Genomic DNA, 17,026 nt, shown 5'->3' with positions numbered 1-17,026 from the left:
ACAATGGGTTATAATATGGTGATTGGCTAATAAAAATGCCTGATAACGAATAACGCTTTCAGGCATTTTATTGAATAGTATTTATGGTATAACAATTATTTGGACTGTTTTACATAGTCATGGTCCGTACCCACAACTACATCGTACCATTCTTCAATTTCCTTTTCAAAGGCGGCTGTTTTTTCACGGAAACGTTGCAGCGTATCACTTCCCAACGGTAAGTGTACCGGAGGTTTTTCTGAAGCAGCAAGCTTGATAAAAGCTTGTGCTAATTTTTCCGGGTCACCAGGCTGTTTATAATTTGCTTCGGTAGCAAAAGTCCGCATGTTACCCACGGTATCCTGGTAATCAGCAATTTCATTTGATGTGCGGGTCAGCGAGCTTTCATCAAGGAAATTGGTGCGGAAAAAGCCCGGAGCAACAACAGTTGCATGAATGCCAAGCGGAGCAAGCTCAAGCGCCATGGCTTCGGTAAGCCCTTCAACGGCAAACTTGGTTGAGCCATAAACACCCCAGCCAAAATAGGCCGATAAACCACCTACAGATGATATATTGATCACATGGCCTGAGTGTTCTTTACGCATATAGGGTAAAATGGCACGGGTTACGTTCAGTAAGCCAAATACGTTGGTTTCGTAATTCCTTTTTACTTCTTCGGCAGTGGCTTCTTCAACTGCTGATAGCAATCCAAAACCTGCATTGTTTACCAGTACATCAATCCTGCCAAAGTGTTCAACAGCTTTTTCAGCCGCTTCTTTTGCCTGCTCTTCATTGGTAATATCCAAGGGCACAACAAATAGGTTGGGATTGTTGTCAAATTGTGCAGCCAGTGTTTCAGGGTTTTTACGAACAGTAGCTACTAATTTGTCGCCAGATGCTAAAACAGCTTTTGATATTTCTAAACCAAAACCTCTTGAGGCTCCGGTTATAAACCATACTTTTTGAGTTTTCATTTTATGTTGCTTTTAATTTGTTTTTGTTTACAGTACAAAGTTGGCAACAAAAGCAGGGAGGCTCTATACCAAAAACAAAGCGGTTATTATGAAAATCAAAGAAACGGCGAATTTATGCGGTGGCCTGGTATGATCTCCTGAATTCGGCAGGGGTAATACCAGTGTTTTTCTTAAAAAAGAAGCTAAAGTTAGGCTGCTCGGCAAAGCCAATGCTGTATGCAATATCCTGCAAGGTCCAATCGGTTTGTACCAGTAATGCTTTGGTCTCTTCGAGCAGGCGGTTGCGGATATGAGTGCTTACATTTTGCCCGGTGTATTTTTTTAATACCGCGTTTAAGTGGTTCGGATGTACCGAAAGATTGGCGGCAAACTCCTTGGCAGTTTTCATTTTTATGGGCGATGTATAGTTAATGCCCGATGTTTCCTTCTCCAGCAAATGAAAAAATTGGTGGATGTAATGGTATTCGTCGGATACACTATCAGGTTTGGGAAAATGAGCTACCCGCATGCTTTCAACCATTAATAATTGAATGTAAGCCTGCAGCGCATCATCTTTTAAATGATTGTTGGATAACTCTTCAATAGTCATTCGTTCAAACAAGCTGTTAAGTACAGGCATGTCTGCATTATTTAAGCGGATAACGCTTTTATCCTTTTCGGTAAACAAACCATATTTATCAATGGTGTTTTTTAATTGAGGATGATCATTAATGAAGCTCCTTTTGAAAAGTACATAATATCCGCCCGATTTATCCGAAAGGTTTTTCCACGATATAATATCATTGGGATGGATGAAAAGGATGGTAGGTTACTCAATGTAATAAGTGTTAAGCCCCATGGTAAAAACTCCGGCACCTTCGGTTATCATCAGTGTTTTATAAAAATCGCGCCTGTTGGGCGACATGTAGTTGCGGCATTCATGATGCTTACGGTCAAAAACCTTGATAGTCCAGTTTTCGAAAGATTCGCGCAATACGGGGATCATATCCGGTAAATCGCGGAGGGTATCAATAGCTTTGGCATCAAGTGTGTTTGGTTTCATGGTGAAGATGTTTTATACAAATGTAAGCAGTAAAAAAGCGTTTGAAGCGAGTTGGAGCAAACGGGAATATTTTATGAACTTTACGTTAAATATTGTTATGCCTTATGCGAGATGAACCACCGCATACAGTGCAGCACCTGATATAGCAATCCAAAGTACCACACCCTGTAAAAGCGGCTTCAGGCCAACAGATGCCAACACTTTGCGTGAAAGGCCCGCACCGATTAAAAATAAGGTAAGGGTTAAGCCTGCTTTTGCTGTAATGATGATGTAGGGGCTCATAAACCTTACAACTGGTAAGTAGGTGTTGGCTATCATAGCCAGTATAAATAAGCCGATAAAATAGGGGATACTCACTTTTTTTGATTTGTTTTTAAACAGGAAGGTAGATAAGAATGCTACCGGGATAATCCATAATGCCCGCGCTAATTTCACTGTTGTCGCTACTTCAAGCGCGTGGGCTCCGTATTTACTTGCTGCACCAACTACCGAACTGGTATCATGTATAGCAATAGCACACCATAACCCAAACTGGGTTTGTGATAAATTCAAATAATGACCAATCACAGGAAAAACAAATAGCGCAATTGAGTTCAGGATAAATACACAGCCCAATGCTACGGAGATCTGCTTTTCTTCAGCTTTGATAACCGGTGATATGGCTGCAATTGCGCTCCCGCCGCAAATAGCCGTTCCTGATGAGATCAAAAATGAAGTCTTTTTCTCGATGTTTAACCATCTCCCCATCAGCGTGCCAAATAGCAGTGTTCCGGTAATGGAGGCGATGGTAAACAAAATCCCTTCCTTGCCTGCCTGTAACGCGCTATGTACATTCATGCCAAAACCTAAACCAACTACTGATATCTGTAATAAAATATGGGTGGCTTTGTGGTTGAGGTGCAAATATGGGTGACCAGAACATTGTGCTACTACCAAGCCTAATAGTAAAGCTACTGCCGGGCTCATAAAAGGCATCAGGCATAATACTATGCAAACTGCAAATATAACTTTGCGGGCATTTTCATTGATGTTTAATAACAGGCCACCGGTATTGTTTAATTGATGTTGGGTATTCATTTTTCCTTTGTTTTAATGATACAAAGGTGTGAGGAATTACTGCCGGTTTTTCATCATAATACGCAATCTGTGATAACCAAAAGTTATTATGGGGTTTTAGTAATTTAATGTGCCGAATACGCCGTTTTGATAATCTGATAATGCCTGCTCAATTTCTTCGGGCGTGTTCATTACAAAATTATCCTTAGCTGATACGGGTCTCGTCAATAGGTTTAGCAGATAGAAATAACACCTGCGAATCTTCGGTAGCTGTCACTGTGATCTCTTCATTATCTTTTTCAAACACAATGAGATTGTGTTGACCGATAGTTTGTTCGTTTACTTTGACGCTGCCATTTATAATATAAAGTAATGCCCAGTAGCCGGATATGGCTTCAAAGTTTGCCTCTTTTCCCGTGGCTATTTTTCCAACTATAGAAATAACCGGGGTGAAGTTTTTGATAGGTCCGGTTTTGCCTTCATAATCTCCGCTGGCCAAACTGAAGTCGAGGCCTTCACCAATAAGTACTTTCGGTTGTTCGTTTGCCTTGGCCGACTGATAAAAAGGCTCGTCCCACTTTTTACTTTTAGGCGCATTGATCCAAAGCTGGATAAGTTCATGAACGCCGCCTTTTTGTAACAATTCGGCGGTAGGGCCTTCGCTGTGCATAATGCCTTTGCCTGCAAACATCCATTGTACATCGCCGGCTTTTATAATCTCATCGTTACCTGCATTATCTTTATGATAACCTTCGCCCTGTAGCATAATGGTATACGGGCTGAAGCCGCGATGCGGGTGTGGGTGGATGCGCAAAGTTTGGCCGGGTTCTATTACCTCCGGTCCCATGTGATGTAACACAATAAAGGGGTTTGCAAACCGAAAATCTTTATGAGGTAATGGCTGGCGTACGGTTTCTTCGGCGGTAATTTTCTTTTCACGACCGGCAAGGACATGGATGATGGCTTTTTTCATTGGATAGATGTTGTCGGAATAAAAATAGCTTATTCCGTACGGAATACAACGAGCCAATAAGAAAATTACTGTGGTTTTACCTGCTCAGAGTTAACCGCACTAAGTACTGTTTAAATTCATCCTCCAGTAATACCTCCATATCAAAGCCAGCTTCTGCAACGATGGGCTTAAGTGTTTTTTCATCAATATATAGCCAACGGAACCAGTCGGTTTTTTGGCGATTGTATTCATATTGATAAAGTAGCTCACCGTAATAACCTTTTTCCGGCAGGCCATCTTCATATAAATAAGTGATATCTGATGAATCAAATACGATTTGCCCCCTGGATTGAGCAGCAGTTTAATGTGTTGTAAAAATACCTTCAGGTTTTCAAGTGTCCCGGTGAGGCCAATCCCGTTCATGAGCAAAAGCAGGGTATCGTATTTGCATTCGTTATAAACAAAAATGTCACCTTTGATTACTTTGTTTACCTTGCGCAGTTTCATTACATCACAGGCTAACGGGGAAATATCAAGCGCGGTGCAATCAAAGCCACGTTGCTGCAATACTAAAGCATGACTGCCCGCTCCTGCGCCAATATCCAGCACGCTTCCGCGGCATTCGTTCATGGCCAGCCATTCTATATCCGGCATGTCATCCTCATCCCTGAAGTAAACATCAATGGGCATCTCCTCTTTAGGTCCATATTGATTATTGATCCAAAGTTTATGGTTAGCTGATTTATGATAATGATCATGTATGGCCTGGCCCAGTATATCTTTCATGTGCCCAAAAGTATGAATTGAAAGTTTAATTTAGCGCCACATTAATCCCTTTGATCGACTATGTGGTTAAGTTATGGTTTGCTGGCACTTATTTTAGTAGCTGGTGTAGCATACAGTATATCGGCCCGTAAGCTAACTGTTATAGCAGCATTAACCGGTGCCGCAGTTGCCATCCTGGTATTTGCCGGTGCCGGCTTCACAGGTTTAGCCATGATGACTACCTTTTTTATTTTAGGTTCGGCAGCTACCTCGGTACAAAGCAAAACAAAGAAGGATTTAAACGCAGATCAAAAAGGAGGGAGAACAGCCGGGCAGGTTTTGGCGAATGCCGGTACGGCTGCCTTATGCGGAATTTTGATCCTCGTTTTTCCGGCCCAAACTCAGGTTTTACAATTGATGATTGCCGCCATCTTCGCTTCGGCAACAGCCGATACATTGTCATCAGAGTTAGGGACGGTTTACGGAAAACGTTTCTTCAATATTATAACCCTAAAGCCGGATTTACGCGGGCTTAATGGGGTGATCAGCTTAGAGGGTACTTTAATTGGCGTAATTGGCTCGGTTATCATTGCTGTTGTTTATGCCATAGGAATGGACTGGACAACAAATTTCATCTGGATTATTGTTGCAGGTACACTCGGTAATCTAACAGATTCCGTTTTAGGGGCTGTGTTGGAAAGAAAAAATCTGATCAACAACGATACCGTTAATTTTTTAAATACCCTGATAGCTGCTTTGTTTATGCTGTTGCTGTACTTTGTTTTATAATTTAATCTGTAAATAAAAATGGTTCCTATCCTGATATTGATCGTTGTTGCGTTGGTGGTGTTCGTTTTCCTCAATAAAAAGAAAGTGGTAAATGAAACGCCTGCTGCCACATTGAATTATAAAGCGCTTTTAGAATTGCACATTCCATATTATCAGCACCTTGATGCTGATCGAAAACTGTTGTTTGAAAGAAAGGTTGCCAGACTTTTAGCGGATATTAATATCGAGGGTGTTGGTACAACGGTAAGCGATGCTGATAAAGTAATGATAGCTGCTAGTGCCGTGATCCCGATATTTGGCTTTAACGATTGGAAATACCGTAACCTCACCAATGTGATTCTTTACCCGGATACATTTGATAGCGAGTTTCAGTTTGAAGGCGAAAATAGGAGTATTTTAGGAATGGTAGGCTCAGGATATATGAACGGGCAAATGATCCTGTCGAGAGCGGCGTTGACAAAAGGTTTTAGTAAATCGGCAGGGAAAGAGAACACGGCTATTCATGAGTTTGTACACCTGCTTGATAAGGCCGATGGGGCTACCGACGGTGTGCCGGAAATCCTGCTGGCTCATGAATATATTATGCCATGGCTCAAAATGATCCACCAGGAGATTCACAAAATTGAAGCCGGGCGTTCTGATATCAATCCGTACGCCATCACTAACGAAGCTGAGTTTTTAGCTGTTGTAGCCGAGTACTTTTTTCAAAAGCCGAACGAGTTGAAACATAAACATCCCGAACTTTATGATATGTTAAGCACCATCTTCTTGCAGGACCTGGATGATAATGATGTTACCTGATCAAAAGCTAAGGCCAAGCTGCCCTAACGGCTCATGTTGAACAACCGTACTGCTGATATAGTAAACCGGAGTTTCTTCATGTCTTGACGCCACAATAATATTGATCCCATCGGCACAATTGGTAAACAAATCCTCTACCAGCTTGGGGTCGTTGTTGTTTTTGGAAAGATGCGAAAGCAGCAAGTGGGTCATGTGCGGCGGGCGGTGCGTAGTGAATAAACCCAAAGCCTGCTTGTTTGATAAATGCCCTTTTCCCCCACGGATGCGTTGTTTTAAATAATAAGGGTAACCGCCTTTATCCAGCATATCATCATCATAATTGGCTTCCAAAAAAGCAGCATGGCACTGGCTAAAGTAGCGGATGAGTTGGTCGCACACTATTCCCAGATCGGTAAACACGCCTACCTTAACATTGCGACAGCTTACAATAAAGCTATGCGGCTCAGACGCATCATGCATTTTGGGGAAGGATGTTACTTCGAGGTCACCAATAACAACTGTTTGAAATGCGCTAAGATGATGGACTTTAAAATGATCAACACCGCTAAGGTGCATCAACGTGCCGGGGGTGATGTAAACCGGCAGCTGATATTTTTTGGCTAATACCGGTATACCACGAATATGATCAGAATGTTCATGCGATACAAAAATGGCTTTCACCTTTTGCATGGACAAGCCCAGCCGGGTCATGCGTTTTTCAGTCTCGCGGCATGAAATGCCCACATCAACCAATATAGCCTCCTGATCGTTCCCTACGTAATAGCAATTGCCATTACTTCCCGAATTTAATGATGTAATGAATAAAGACATTGCAATGCAAAGTAAACTATTTTGGTGTTATTATTTTAATCCTAATGATTTTAGCATTCAGAAAATCAGCATTTTTTTGACGCTATAAAAACCTGCTTATATTTAGCCATGGATTCACCGCAAACTTTACCCGTACTTGATGCAGAAGAACTACGTGTGCTTGGTACTTTAATGGAAAAGGCCAAAACCACGCCCGATTATTATCCTATGACCCTTAACGGATTGGTGGCCGCCTGTAACCAGAAAACATCGCGCAAACCTGTTGTTAATTATGATGATGATACGGTTATCAATGCCCTAAATTCCTTGAAAAGGCGCGGTTTGATCTCTACCGCTACCGGTGGTTCTATTCGTAATATTAAATACAAACATAATTTCGCCATAGTTTTCCCGGTAATACCTTCGGAAGTAGCTTTGATTTGCCTTTTGATCCTTCGTGGGCCTCAAACGCCAGGTGAATTGAATACCAACAGCGGCCGCATGTACGAATTTGATTCGATAGAAGATGTACAGGAGATCCTGGATAAACTGGCTGGCGGCGAGACGCCTTACATTGTACAGCTACCCAAACGCCCCGGCCAAAAGGAAGTTAGATACGCGCATCTATTAGGCGGAACGCCCGAAATTAATGATGATGATTTTGCAGATGAGCCAAGTGGTCGCCCATCTTCATCAGCAATGGAGGCCCGTTTAACCAAAGCCGAACAGGAAATTGCCGAATTGAAAGAAACCGTGGGCAGGTTGATGAGGGAATTGGGAGTGGAGTAAAAATTATGGTCAAGTTGAATTTGTTTCAACACCGCATTTGCTAAGCCGCCTGCTAATCTGGGCGTCTACCTGTCCTGTGGGGTGCTGAAATAAATTCAGCATATGGTGCAGTTTTTTCATGGCTATATTTCTTTCAAAAATACTTTCATTACATCCCGCAAAGCCTTCGCCGTTTGCTCATCTGTAATATCCCCATGCACATCTATTTTGCTCCTGATAAAAGGAACAAGCAAAGTTGCCCCCTCTGTTACTTTTGCCGAAAGCGCCCCAAGTGTCAGGAGCAATGCAGCATGCGCATGACTGCCAACTGATGACGCAGTAACTAAAGCTACAGGTTTATCAACCAGCGAACCTTTCGAAACTGTCCAATCTAACATATTCTTAAGCTGCCCAGGAACCCCAAACGCATACTCTGGTGTGCAGATGATAATGCCTGAAGCATCTTTCATCAAGCTTCGCAACTCTGAAACTGATTCTGGTGGATGTTCGTGGTCAAGTCCGGGATCAAATGGAGGTATCTCGGCTAATCTTTCGTATATAGTGTAATTGATATCGGCTGGAACTAATTCACCTAAAAACTTGAGAATATTATGATTGGATGAGCCAGTTCTTAAGCTACCGGAAATAGCGAGAATATTGCCTTTATAATTCATGGAAGCGGACGTTGTGGAACCAAACTTACGAAGTTTCTAAAACTTTGTAAGTTTGGATAAAGTCATAAATATGCAAAGCAAAAGCTCCCCCTTTAGGGGGCCGGGGGGTTAAACGAACGACAAGATAAACGCTGATCCTTTACCCTCGGTTGATTGTACCTGGATATTGCCTTTATGAAGCAGCATGATCTGTTTACACAGGCTCAACCCGATACCGCTGCCCGTTTTGCGGGTACTGAAGAAAGGAATAAAAATTTTATCAAGCAGTTCGGGCAGCATGCCTAAGCCGTTATCGATAACTTTTACAAAAGTTTTACCGCCCTGAATTTCGGCTGTGAGTGTGATGCGTGGTTCCTCCCGATCTTTCACCGCTTCAATGGCGTTAACCAGCAGATTGATCATTACCTGCTCAATCAAGTTAATGTCGGCTTCAATGGCAAGTGTCGGATCACGTAGAATGATCTCCAGTTCTATCTTCTTTTTCTCCAGGGTAGGCGTCATCAAGCTGTTGAGGTTTTCAAAGATATTGCGCACCATGATCTTGTTCAGATCAAGTTTGGTAATCTTATTGAGGCTGCGGTAGCTTTCGGTAAACTTAAGCAGGCCTTCGCTGCGGCGCTTGATGGTATCGATACCGAGCTCAATGTCTTCCAAATCACTATGAGGCAGGCTTTCGGCAATATCAGGGCTTTGCAGGCGGTTCTTGAGCGTATCCGCGAGAGAAGAAATAGGAGCTACGGAGTTCATGATCTCATGCGTCATTACATTAAGCAATTTCGACCACGCTTTCGACTCCGTTTCATCCAAAGCTTCGTTTACGTTTTGAAAAGCGATGAGTTTGTATAGTTTATCATCGCTGCGCATCAGGCTGGCGTTCACCAGTATTTTAACCTGTTGTTGGTTACGGGTTACAGTGATGATCTTACTATCGCCCGGCTTAAGTTTAATCAGTTCGGCATACAATGATGGCTCTCGTTTTTCGAGCGAGTGTACAGTCTTAAGATAAGGTACACCTATAATGGTTTTAAAAGCTTCATTGATCCAGCCGGTTTCGCCGGTTTCCTCTTCGTAGGATAAAATACCGGTATCAACCAGTTCAAGAATCTTTTGCAGGTAGTGATATTGTGTTTCGCGTTCGCGGCTTATTAGTTTGAATGTGGTATTGATGTCGTTAAAGCCTTTACGCAAGGGCTTAAGTTCATTGGGGGCCTTCCGTACATCAAAATGGCGGGAAAAATCACGATAATGGATCGACTCTACAAATTGATTTACTTCGTCCTGTGCTTTTTTCTGAAAACGGATCATATCCACCACCGAGTAAGCAACCAATGGCAACAAGATCACGAGATACAACAGCTGATTAAGGCTTACTATGACAAAAGCCGTGACGGTAAGTACAATCAGCAATAAAAATACACGCAGCAAAAGCCGCCACTCGTAACGGTTAAATATCATATTTGCTTAGTCTTCGGTATAGGGCGGTGCGGGTGAGGCCAAGTTCTTTGGCAGCGCGGGTAATGTTACCATTATGCTTTTCAATAACCCGTAATATAGCGTTCTTTTCAAGGGCGCTTAACGGAATATTGTCAGCATCAACCACGCTTTCTGTCGATGTTTCCAGTATTGAAAAAATCAAATCGTCGGGTCTTAAGGTATTATCATCGGCCATGATCACTGCGCGTTCAATAGTATATTGTAATTCACGCACATTGCCCGGAAAATTGTATGATTTAAGCTTGTTAATAGCTGCCGTATCAAAGTCCATTGATGGTTTAAGATATTTACTTGAGTACAATTTCGCAAAATGGCGGGCCAATATTACAATATCCTCATTACGGCGGCGCAGTGGCGGCATATTGATCTCGACAGTATTGATACGATAAATCAAATCCTTACGGAACTTGTTTTCGTTCGCCAGCTCGCTCAAAGCTACATTGGTAGCACAAATGAGCCTGATATCCACATCAACTGGTTTGTTGGTGCCCAAACGGGTTACCTGGCGGTTTTGTAAAATGGTAAGCAGTTTGGCTTGTTGCTGCAGACTGATGTTACCAATTTCATCTAAAAATAAAGTACCGCCCTGTGCCTCTTCAAAACGCCCCATACGGTCCTCTCGGGCATCGGTAAAGGCCCCTTTTTTGTGGCCGAAGAGCTCACTTTCAAACAGGGTATCTGTTAACGCGCCGACATCTACTTTAATAAAAGGTTTATCAGCACGGAGCGAGCGTTCGTGGATAGCCTTTGCCATAAGATCTTTACCGGTACCGTTCTCTCCAAGGATCAGGATATTGGCATCGGTAGGGGCTATCTTGTTAACCTTATAAAAAATATCCTGCATCACGTCCGATTCACCAAGGATAGAAGTGTCTCCCGCAGTGCTTTTTACAGGGGTTTTGGTGGTTTTTGTCCCACCTTCTTTTTTATCCAAAAGATCTTTTATAGTGTTTATCAGCTTTTCGTTGTGCCATGGCTTTACCACAAAGTCGTTTGCCCCTTCTTTAAGCGAGCGGACAGCAAGGTCAATATCACCATAAGCCGTTATCATAATAACGCAAACATCAGGCTTCCATTCTTTTACCTTGCGCAGCCAGTAAAGCCCCTCATTGCCCGTGTTAATAGCGCTGTTGAAGTTCATGTCAAGCAAAATCAGATCAACCTCGTTACGTTGCAGCAGCCAGTTCAGGTTTTCGGGGTTCTTTTCGGTGATGATTTCACGGGCTTCGGGTTTTAGCAAAAGTTTAACCGCGGTTAGTACGTCCGGATCGTCATCAACAATTAAAACGGTGGCTTTCTTAAGTATCATTTATTTTTAGTTAATAGTTCATAGATAATAGTTCGTGGTCTTCAAAACGATGACACATGATAATTTAAGTTCAAAATGAAAATAGCATCTTATTTATTGACGATGTCAATTTAATAAAAGTTATAAATTTAAATTAAATTGTATCTCTTTACCGAAGCTACCTAAATAAACTTTTAGCATCGTTGCCATCAACTATGAACTATACGCTAAAACAATTTAACTATGAACAATAAATTAAAGACTCGCTAATTATACCACATGTTACAATTTTTGTGCTAAATACCCGCATTTTATGCAGTATATCGTATAAATGCTTCACAATGAAGTGCTAACCTGTATTTGCATATAACAGGCTATTAATACGTGAAAAAACACTGTATCAATACCGTACACCTGATGTAACAGAAGCGTACGCTCAAATATGTTGTTTTGTGTTTAAGTTATTGAAAAACAGTATTTTAATTTATGGCATGTCTTTTTGTTATAACATTCAAAATATTATAGAAATACAGTGGACAGAAAAATTGAGAAAAAGACCTGGAACAGCAAAAAGATACTTACCATTGCAGGTATTACAGGCATTATTTTACTAATAGGCGGCAGTATTTATCTTACATCGGGTAAAAGCAAGCTTGATGTTGATACTGAACGCTTAACTATAAGTACTATTACTAAAGGTCCTTTCCAGGAGTTTATACCGGTTAACGGCGTGGTTATGCCGCTAACTACCATATTTCTTGATGCATCTGAAGGCGGTGTTGTTGAAGAAAAATACGTTGAAGACGGAGCTAACCTTAAAAAAGGCGACCGGATTCTGAGAATGTCGAATACCGATCTTGAGCTTACTTTAGCTAACCAGGAAACCGCGGTTTATGCCGAGCAAACCCAAATGCAGATCTCCCATAACAATGCACAGCAAAACACCATCAGCAAGCTAAATACTATGGCCGATGTGGAGAATGCATATAAAGAGGCTGAAAGGATTTATAAGTTAGACAAACATTTATATGATCAGAAAGCCATCGGCCTGCAGGAATATCAATCAGCCAAAAATACTTATGATTACCAGGTGAACCGTTACAAATTGGCTAAACAGATTCTTAGGCAGGATACAGCGTTGGTTAAGCAACAGGCTTCACAATCACAGGAACAATACGCCCACATGAAAACTACGCTTGAACTGATGCGAAAAAAGTGGCCGGTTTAGTATTGGTGGCGCCTACCGATGGCCAGTTAACCTCAATGGATGCCGAAGTAGGTCAGAGCAAAAATAAGGGCGAGCATTTGGGGCAGATAGACGTACAATCGGGCTTTAAAGTTAGGGTTGATATTGATGAGCACTATCTGTCGCGTATTTACACAGGCCTGAAAGGTGATTTTCAGTTTGCCGATCAAACATATAATCTGGTTATAAAAAAGGTATATACCCAGGTTAAAACAACAGGTAGTTTCCAGGTGGATATGCAATTTGTTGGTAAAGTACCTACAGGGATCCGTAAAGGCCAAACACTGCAGGTGAGGTTGGCACTGAGCGATCAGATGCAGGCGGTATTGGTGCCTAAAGGCGGTTTCTTCCAGCAAACAGGCGGCAATTGGATCTTTAAGGTAAGTGAAGATGGTTCAAAAGCATACAGGGTAAACATCCAGCTTGGACGCCAGAGCCCTGATTATTTCGTGGTAACAGAAGGCTTAAATCCTGGCGATAAGGTTATTACCTCAAGTTATGAAACCTATGGTGATATTCAGGAGCTTGTGCTAAAAAAATAACGTAACCAAGCTGCAACGCCTGGCACTGTTTAAGCGTCATTATAATATATAACAGAGATAATTAATAAATTTAAATAAACAAAAAATCAAATCATATCGCCATAAAGGCGGGATGAACAACGGAGGCACCAATGATAAAAATTTCTAATCTTGAGAAATTCTACCGTACCGAAGAGGTAGAGACCATCGCATTAAACAAGCTGTCGATGGAAGTGGCTACAGGCGAGTTTGTAGCCATTATGGGCCCATCGGGCTGCGGTAAATCAACCCTGCTTAATATTTTAGGAATGCTTGATGACCCGGATGCCGGCAGCTATGTTTTTAATGAAATTGAAGTAGCGCATTTTAATGAGCGTAAACGCGCCGATCTGCGTAAACACAACATTGGCTTCGTTTTCCAGAGCTTTAACCTTATTGATGAGCTTACCGTATTTGAAAACGTTGAATTGCCATTGATCTACACCGGCGTAGCTGCTTCAGAGCGTGTTAAAAGGGTGGAAGAGGTGTTAGACAAAATGCAGATCATGCACCGTCGTAACCACTATCCGCAGCAGTTATCAGGTGGTCAGCAACAGCGTGTAGCTATTGCACGCGCAGTTGTTAATAAACCAAAACTGATCCTTGCGGATGAGCCTACCGGTAACCTGGATAGCAGCAATGGTAATGATGTGATGGAACTACTTACCGACTTAAATGAACAGGGAACTACCATTATCATGGTTACCCACTCTGAACATGACGCCCGGTACAGTCACCGTATTATACGTCTGCTTGACGGACAAACGGTTATGGAAAATATCATGGTATAGTTTGTTGAGTTCATAGTTGATAGTTTTATAGCTCGTGGTAAGAAAAGAACTTCCGGCTTAAACCTAACGACTTTTGACTTAGACCAACGCTCCCGAAATCAGTTTATAGATAAGTTAATAATTGCCTCTGCTGCTCTTCTCCCGCATTTGCGGAGAAGGGCATGTTAGAGAATTTTTGTTGTTTAGAGCTATTCCTATGTTTAAAAAACTACCTGAAAATCGCACGGCGAAACTGAGTTAACACCAAGGTTTAACGCCTTAGATATCATCGGCCTTACCGTTATTATAGCTTTTTTTATCATCAGTTGCCAGGCAGTAAAGGCTACGTTGACTAATCCGGTGAAGAGTTTACGATCTGAATAATTATCATTAAGCCATAGGTTGCGCTTCATTAGGTCATTTTGAATGGCTAATTGTGCAAGCGACAGGCAATGACTTAATGACCCAATGACTTTAACGAACTAAAGATATGTTTAAGAACTATTTAAAAATCGCATGGCGGAGTTTGATTAAAAACAAACTTTATTCGGCCATTAACATTGGAGGTTTGGGTGTAGGTATGGCAGTGAGCTTTATGTTGCTGTTATATGTTTATAATGAATTTACTTATGACGGATTTCATGAAAATAAGGATAGGCTGTATAAGGTAATGCGTAACCAGCCTTCAAATGGCGAAATAAACACAGGGGATGCCACGCCCGTACAGATTGCTGCCGCGCTGCAAAAAGACTATCCAGAGGTTGAGTATGCAGCCCGTGCAAACTGGTCATATGATCAACTGTTTAATTACAACAACAAACCGTTAAAAGTTAATACCATTGCTGCCGACGAGTCATTTCTGAATATGTTTACACTTGATTTTGTGAAGGGTAACAAAAAAGATGCTTTCAGGGATATGTCGTCAGTTATCATGTCCGAATCGGCAGTACAGGCCGTTTTTGGCGATATCGATCCTATAGGTAAAACTGTTAAGTTAAATGGTTCGCGGCTGGTAAAAGTGAGTGGTGTTTACAAAGATCTGCCCCGGAATTCTACGTTCAGGTTTAATGCACTAATTCCATGGAAACTTTATGAAGCTGATAATGGTTGGGTGAAAACATCCGGCTGGGGTAATTATTCGTTCAAAACTTATGTTATGCTTAAGCCCGGCGTTAATGTAGATAAGCTTAATCTGGAAATCAAAAACTTAATTGGTCGCTATGACGATCATAATAAAGAAAATCAGCTGTTTTTGTTTCCATTTGCTAAATGGCACCTGCACAGCGAGTTCAAAAATGGAGTGAATACAGGTGGCGCAATCGAATACGTGCGTTTATTCCTGTTTCTGGCAATAGGTATTTTGCTTATTGCCTGTATCAACTTTATGAACCTTTCTACTGCGCGGTCTGAGCGCCGCTCCCGTGAAGTTGGGATCCGTAAAGTTGTGGGTGCGCGGAGAATAGCCATTGTCCAGCAGTTTTTAGGCGAATCAATCCTCACCGCTATAATTTCGCTTGTTGTTGCACTGGTAATAATAGCATCAACGCTAGGTTATTTTAACGAAATCATACATAAGCAACTGACAATTCCTTATAACAATGCGTGGGCATGGGGTGCCGCTATATTAGTAACGCTGATAACTGGTTTATTGTCAGGTAGTTACCCGGCTTTGTTTTTATCGTCGTTTAAACCGGTAAAAGTTTTAAAGGGCGCTAACAAAACGGGTAGAAAAACGCTGCACTCAAGACAGGTATTGGTTATTGTACAATTTGTATTTGCTACGTGTCTTATACTTTCAAGTATCCTGATTTATAAACAGATCAACTACATTAAAGAACGCCCGGTAGGTTATTCACAAAACGGACTTATCGAGATCTCATTAGATGGCAATTTATATAAAGAATATGAAAACTTCAGAACGGATGTAATTAACGCGGGAGCCGCTGTTGATGCTGCAGAAACATCGGGCAGTATAGCCAGTAACGGCAGCAGCAGTTGGGGCATCAACTGGCCCGGACAGCTACCTGGCGAGGATAAAATACCTATCGACCAGATTGTTACTTCATTTCATTTTATTTCAACTTATAAGCTTGAATTGATAAAAGGGCGCGATTATATACCAGGTCGCATGGCCGACTCATTGTCGCTCATTATGAACGAATCGGCTGTTAAACTAATGCGCTTAAAAGACCCACTTGGGCAGATAGTGAAATGGCAGGGCCGTAATTGCACCGTGGTTGGTATTGTTAAAGATTTTGTTTGGGGATCGCCATATGAACCTGTGAAGCCTGCCATTATTGGTTTTGATAAAGGTTGGGCAGGTCAGCTTGGTATTCGTTTAAATCCGAATGCTCCTGTATCAAAAAGCCTTGCTACAATTGGCGACATTTACAAAAAATATAACCCCGAATATCCATTTGAATACAAGTTTGTTGACGAAAACTTCAGCGGCAAATTTGAGAATGAAAAGCTGTTGGGTACGTTGTCGAGTTCGTTTACGGTGTTGGCTATTATCATATCTTGCCTCGGCTTGTTTGGCTTAGCTTCGTTTTCGGCAGAGCAGCGTAAAAAAGAGATCAGTATCCGTAAAGTATTAGGCGCAAGCATCAGTAGTTTGTGGTTCAACCTGTCGAAAGAGTTTTTAATACTCGTGGTTATTTCATTTATTATTGGTTCGGCCCTTAGCTGGTACAACATGAGTAAATGGTTGCAGCATTATACCTACCGTACAGATATGAGCGCCTGGGTATTTATTGTCACTATAGGGATTAGTATGGTAGTTTGCCTGCTCACGGTAAGCTGGCAGGCTATCAAAGCGGCGTTGAGCAATCCGGTTAAGAGCCTAAAAAATGAATAAATCTGCATTGGGTCACTGAGTCATTAAGCATTGAATGCTGACTAATGACTTAATAATATAAAGTCTAAAGTAAAGAATAACTTTTGATTCTCTACTTTAGACTTCTGACTTAAGCAAACGTTCACATTCGCACTGTAAGTGTTCCATTACCGAACGGTTTTATATTGATTGTATTTTGTTAATTGATTGATATTTAATTAATTGTGTAATTGGTATAGGTTT

19 protein-coding genes are annotated in these 17,026 nt (G+C 41.6%); 7 read left to right on the top strand and 12 right to left on the bottom strand.

The genetic code is table 11. The features are described 5' to 3' along the window. Nucleotides 1-95: 95 nt before the first annotated feature. The 7 genes from ACQ86K_RS15985 to ACQ86K_RS15955 all read right to left on the bottom strand — a co-directional run bounded on the left by ACQ86K_RS15985 (nt 96) and on the right by ACQ86K_RS15955 (nt 4,789). Nucleotides 96-953 carry an oxidoreductase gene (locus ACQ86K_RS15985; RefSeq protein WP_091163789.1) on the bottom strand — a complete coding sequence of 286 codons (858 nt, stop codon included), beginning with the start codon at nt 951-953 and terminating at the stop codon, nt 96-98. A 112-nt stretch (nt 954-1,065) separates the two neighbouring features. Beyond that, entirely contained in the window at nt 1,066-1,620 is a 555-nt protein-coding gene (locus ACQ86K_RS15980; RefSeq protein WP_431200720.1) for a helix-turn-helix domain-containing protein, read from the bottom strand. Nucleotides 1,621-1,761: 141 nt separating this feature from the next. After that, complete coding sequence (locus ACQ86K_RS15975) at nt 1,762-1,995, bottom strand: hypothetical protein (protein ID WP_218134372.1); 234 nt, start codon at nt 1,993-1,995, stop codon at nt 1,762-1,764. Nucleotides 1,996-2,097: 102 nt separating this feature from the next. Then, nucleotides 2,098-3,072 (bottom strand): YeiH family protein, encoded by a 975-nt coding sequence (locus ACQ86K_RS15970; RefSeq protein ID WP_091163791.1) that lies wholly within the window; start codon nt 3,070-3,072, stop codon nt 2,098-2,100. Nucleotides 3,073-3,168: 96 nt separating this feature from the next. Then, nucleotides 3,169-3,279, bottom strand: coding sequence for a pirin-like C-terminal cupin domain-containing protein (locus ACQ86K_RS15965; RefSeq protein WP_431200719.1), 111 nt, complete (start codon nt 3,277-3,279; stop codon nt 3,169-3,171). Continuing rightward, entirely contained in the window at nt 3,257-4,024 is a 768-nt protein-coding gene (locus tag ACQ86K_RS15960; protein WP_431200718.1) for a pirin family protein, read from the bottom strand. The genes ACQ86K_RS15965 and ACQ86K_RS15960 overlap by 23 nt, the downstream gene beginning before the upstream one ends. A gap of 99 nt (nt 4,025-4,123) precedes the next feature. Beyond that, the gene (locus tag ACQ86K_RS15955; protein WP_431200717.1) at nt 4,124-4,789 is read right to left on the bottom strand and encodes a class I SAM-dependent methyltransferase; all 666 of its coding nucleotides are present in this window, start codon (nt 4,787-4,789) and stop codon (nt 4,124-4,126) included. A gap of 60 nt (nt 4,790-4,849) precedes the next feature. On the opposite strand from ACQ86K_RS15955, the gene ACQ86K_RS15950 reads away from it, so the two are divergent. Together ACQ86K_RS15950 and ACQ86K_RS15945 are read left to right on the top strand one after the other, a co-directional pair. Beyond that, complete coding sequence (locus ACQ86K_RS15950) at nt 4,850-5,557, top strand: DUF92 domain-containing protein (protein WP_091163798.1); 708 nt, start codon at nt 4,850-4,852, stop codon at nt 5,555-5,557. Nucleotides 5,558-5,575: 18 nt separating this feature from the next. Then, the gene (locus tag ACQ86K_RS15945; protein ID WP_091163801.1) at nt 5,576-6,358 is read left to right on the top strand and encodes a zinc-dependent peptidase; all 783 of its coding nucleotides are present in this window, start codon (nt 5,576-5,578) and stop codon (nt 6,356-6,358) included. Here ACQ86K_RS15945 and ACQ86K_RS15940 read toward each other — a convergent pair whose 3' ends face one another. Beyond that, nucleotides 6,359-7,168, bottom strand: coding sequence for an MBL fold metallo-hydrolase (locus ACQ86K_RS15940; RefSeq protein ID WP_091163804.1), 810 nt, complete (start codon nt 7,166-7,168; stop codon nt 6,359-6,361). Nucleotides 7,169-7,276: 108 nt separating this feature from the next. Here ACQ86K_RS15940 and ACQ86K_RS15935 point away from each other — a divergent pair, with 108 nt between their 5' ends. Next, nucleotides 7,277-7,936, top strand: a complete 660-nt coding sequence (locus tag ACQ86K_RS15935) for a YceH family protein (protein ID WP_091164916.1) — start codon at nt 7,277-7,279, stop codon at nt 7,934-7,936. A gap of 122 nt (nt 7,937-8,058) precedes the next feature. On the opposite strand, the gene ACQ86K_RS15930 is transcribed toward ACQ86K_RS15935, so the two are convergent. The 3 genes from ACQ86K_RS15930 to ACQ86K_RS15920 form a co-directional block, all read right to left on the bottom strand. Further along, nucleotides 8,059-8,589: an NADPH-dependent FMN reductase gene (locus tag ACQ86K_RS15930; RefSeq protein WP_091163807.1), complete on the bottom strand. Its 531-nt coding sequence runs from the start codon at nt 8,587-8,589 to the stop codon at nt 8,059-8,061. A gap of 108 nt (nt 8,590-8,697) precedes the next feature. Continuing rightward, nucleotides 8,698-10,044, bottom strand: coding sequence for a sensor histidine kinase (locus ACQ86K_RS15925; protein WP_091163809.1), 1,347 nt, complete (start codon nt 10,042-10,044; stop codon nt 8,698-8,700). Beyond that, nucleotides 10,034-11,392, bottom strand: coding sequence for a sigma-54-dependent transcriptional regulator (locus ACQ86K_RS15920; protein WP_091163811.1), 1,359 nt, complete (start codon nt 11,390-11,392; stop codon nt 10,034-10,036). Before ACQ86K_RS15920 ends, ACQ86K_RS15925 begins: the two co-directional genes overlap by 11 nt. A 511-nt stretch (nt 11,393-11,903) precedes the next feature. Between ACQ86K_RS15920 and ACQ86K_RS15915 the strand changes: the two genes are divergently transcribed. The 3 genes from ACQ86K_RS15915 to ACQ86K_RS15905 all read left to right on the top strand — a co-directional run bounded on the left by ACQ86K_RS15915 (nt 11,904) and on the right by ACQ86K_RS15905 (nt 13,968). Next, nucleotides 11,904-12,599, top strand: a complete 696-nt coding sequence (locus ACQ86K_RS15915) for a hypothetical protein (RefSeq protein ID WP_431200716.1) — start codon at nt 11,904-11,906, stop codon at nt 12,597-12,599. Continuing rightward, nucleotides 12,587-13,159 (top strand): efflux RND transporter periplasmic adaptor subunit, encoded by a 573-nt coding sequence (locus ACQ86K_RS15910; RefSeq protein WP_431200715.1) that lies wholly within the window; start codon nt 12,587-12,589, stop codon nt 13,157-13,159. The genes ACQ86K_RS15915 and ACQ86K_RS15910 overlap by 13 nt, the downstream gene beginning before the upstream one ends. Before the next feature lie 131 nt (nt 13,160-13,290). Further along, nucleotides 13,291-13,968 carry an ABC transporter ATP-binding protein gene (locus ACQ86K_RS15905; RefSeq protein WP_090525339.1) on the top strand — a complete coding sequence of 226 codons (678 nt, stop codon included), beginning with the start codon at nt 13,291-13,293 and terminating at the stop codon, nt 13,966-13,968. Between the two features lie 200 nt (nt 13,969-14,168). Here ACQ86K_RS15905 and ACQ86K_RS15900 read toward each other — a convergent pair whose 3' ends face one another. Next, nucleotides 14,169-14,360: a hypothetical protein gene (locus tag ACQ86K_RS15900; protein ID WP_091163817.1), complete on the bottom strand. Its 192-nt coding sequence runs from the start codon at nt 14,358-14,360 to the stop codon at nt 14,169-14,171. Between the two features lie 77 nt (nt 14,361-14,437). Here ACQ86K_RS15900 and ACQ86K_RS15895 point away from each other — a divergent pair, with 77 nt between their 5' ends. Further along, nucleotides 14,438-16,804 (top strand): ABC transporter permease, encoded by a 2,367-nt coding sequence (locus ACQ86K_RS15895; protein ID WP_091163818.1) that lies wholly within the window; start codon nt 14,438-14,440, stop codon nt 16,802-16,804. Nucleotides 16,805-17,026 lie beyond the last annotated feature (222 nt).

The sequence above is a fragment of the Mucilaginibacter sp. P19 genome, from assembly GCF_050632265.1.
GTDB lineage: Bacteria > Bacteroidota > Bacteroidia > Sphingobacteriales > Sphingobacteriaceae > Mucilaginibacter > Mucilaginibacter gossypii.
This window is presented reverse-complemented; position numbering and strand designations above follow the sequence as displayed.

Bases quoted from the DNA above. Each gene is read 5' to 3' on its own strand.
- ACQ86K_RS15985 (WP_091163789.1), bottom strand. From the start codon at position 953: ATGAAAACTCAAAAAGTATGGTTTATAACCGGAGCCTCAAGAGGTTTT.
- ACQ86K_RS15975 (WP_218134372.1), bottom strand. From the start codon at position 1,995: ATGAAACCAAACACACTTGATGCCAAAGCTATTGATACCCTCCGCGAT.
- ACQ86K_RS15970 (WP_091163791.1), bottom strand. From the start codon at position 3,072: ATGAATACCCAACATCAATTAAACAATACCGGTGGCCTGTTATTAAAC.
- ACQ86K_RS15960 (WP_431200718.1), bottom strand. From the start codon at position 4,024: ATGAAAAAAGCCATCATCCATGTCCTTGCCGGTCGTGAAAAGAAAATT.
- ACQ86K_RS15955 (WP_431200717.1), bottom strand. From the start codon at position 4,789: ATGAAAGATATACTGGGCCAGGCCATACATGATCATTATCATAAATCA.
- ACQ86K_RS15950 (WP_091163798.1), top strand. From the start codon at position 4,850: ATGTGGTTAAGTTATGGTTTGCTGGCACTTATTTTAGTAGCTGGTGTA.
- ACQ86K_RS15945 (WP_091163801.1), top strand. From the start codon at position 5,576: ATGGTTCCTATCCTGATATTGATCGTTGTTGCGTTGGTGGTGTTCGTT.
- ACQ86K_RS15940 (WP_091163804.1), bottom strand. From the start codon at position 7,168: ATGTCTTTATTCATTACATCATTAAATTCGGGAAGTAATGGCAATTGC.
- ACQ86K_RS15935 (WP_091164916.1), top strand. From the start codon at position 7,277: ATGGATTCACCGCAAACTTTACCCGTACTTGATGCAGAAGAACTACGT.
- ACQ86K_RS15930 (WP_091163807.1), bottom strand. From the start codon at position 8,589: ATGAATTATAAAGGCAATATTCTCGCTATTTCCGGTAGCTTAAGAACT.
- ACQ86K_RS15925 (WP_091163809.1), bottom strand. From the start codon at position 10,044: ATGATATTTAACCGTTACGAGTGGCGGCTTTTGCTGCGTGTATTTTTA.
- ACQ86K_RS15920 (WP_091163811.1), bottom strand. From the start codon at position 11,392: ATGATACTTAAGAAAGCCACCGTTTTAATTGTTGATGACGATCCGGAC.
- ACQ86K_RS15905 (WP_090525339.1), top strand. From the start codon at position 13,291: ATGATAAAAATTTCTAATCTTGAGAAATTCTACCGTACCGAAGAGGTA.
- ACQ86K_RS15900 (WP_091163817.1), bottom strand. From the start codon at position 14,360: ATGAAGCGCAACCTATGGCTTAATGATAATTATTCAGATCGTAAACTC.
- ACQ86K_RS15895 (WP_091163818.1), top strand. From the start codon at position 14,438: ATGTTTAAGAACTATTTAAAAATCGCATGGCGGAGTTTGATTAAAAAC.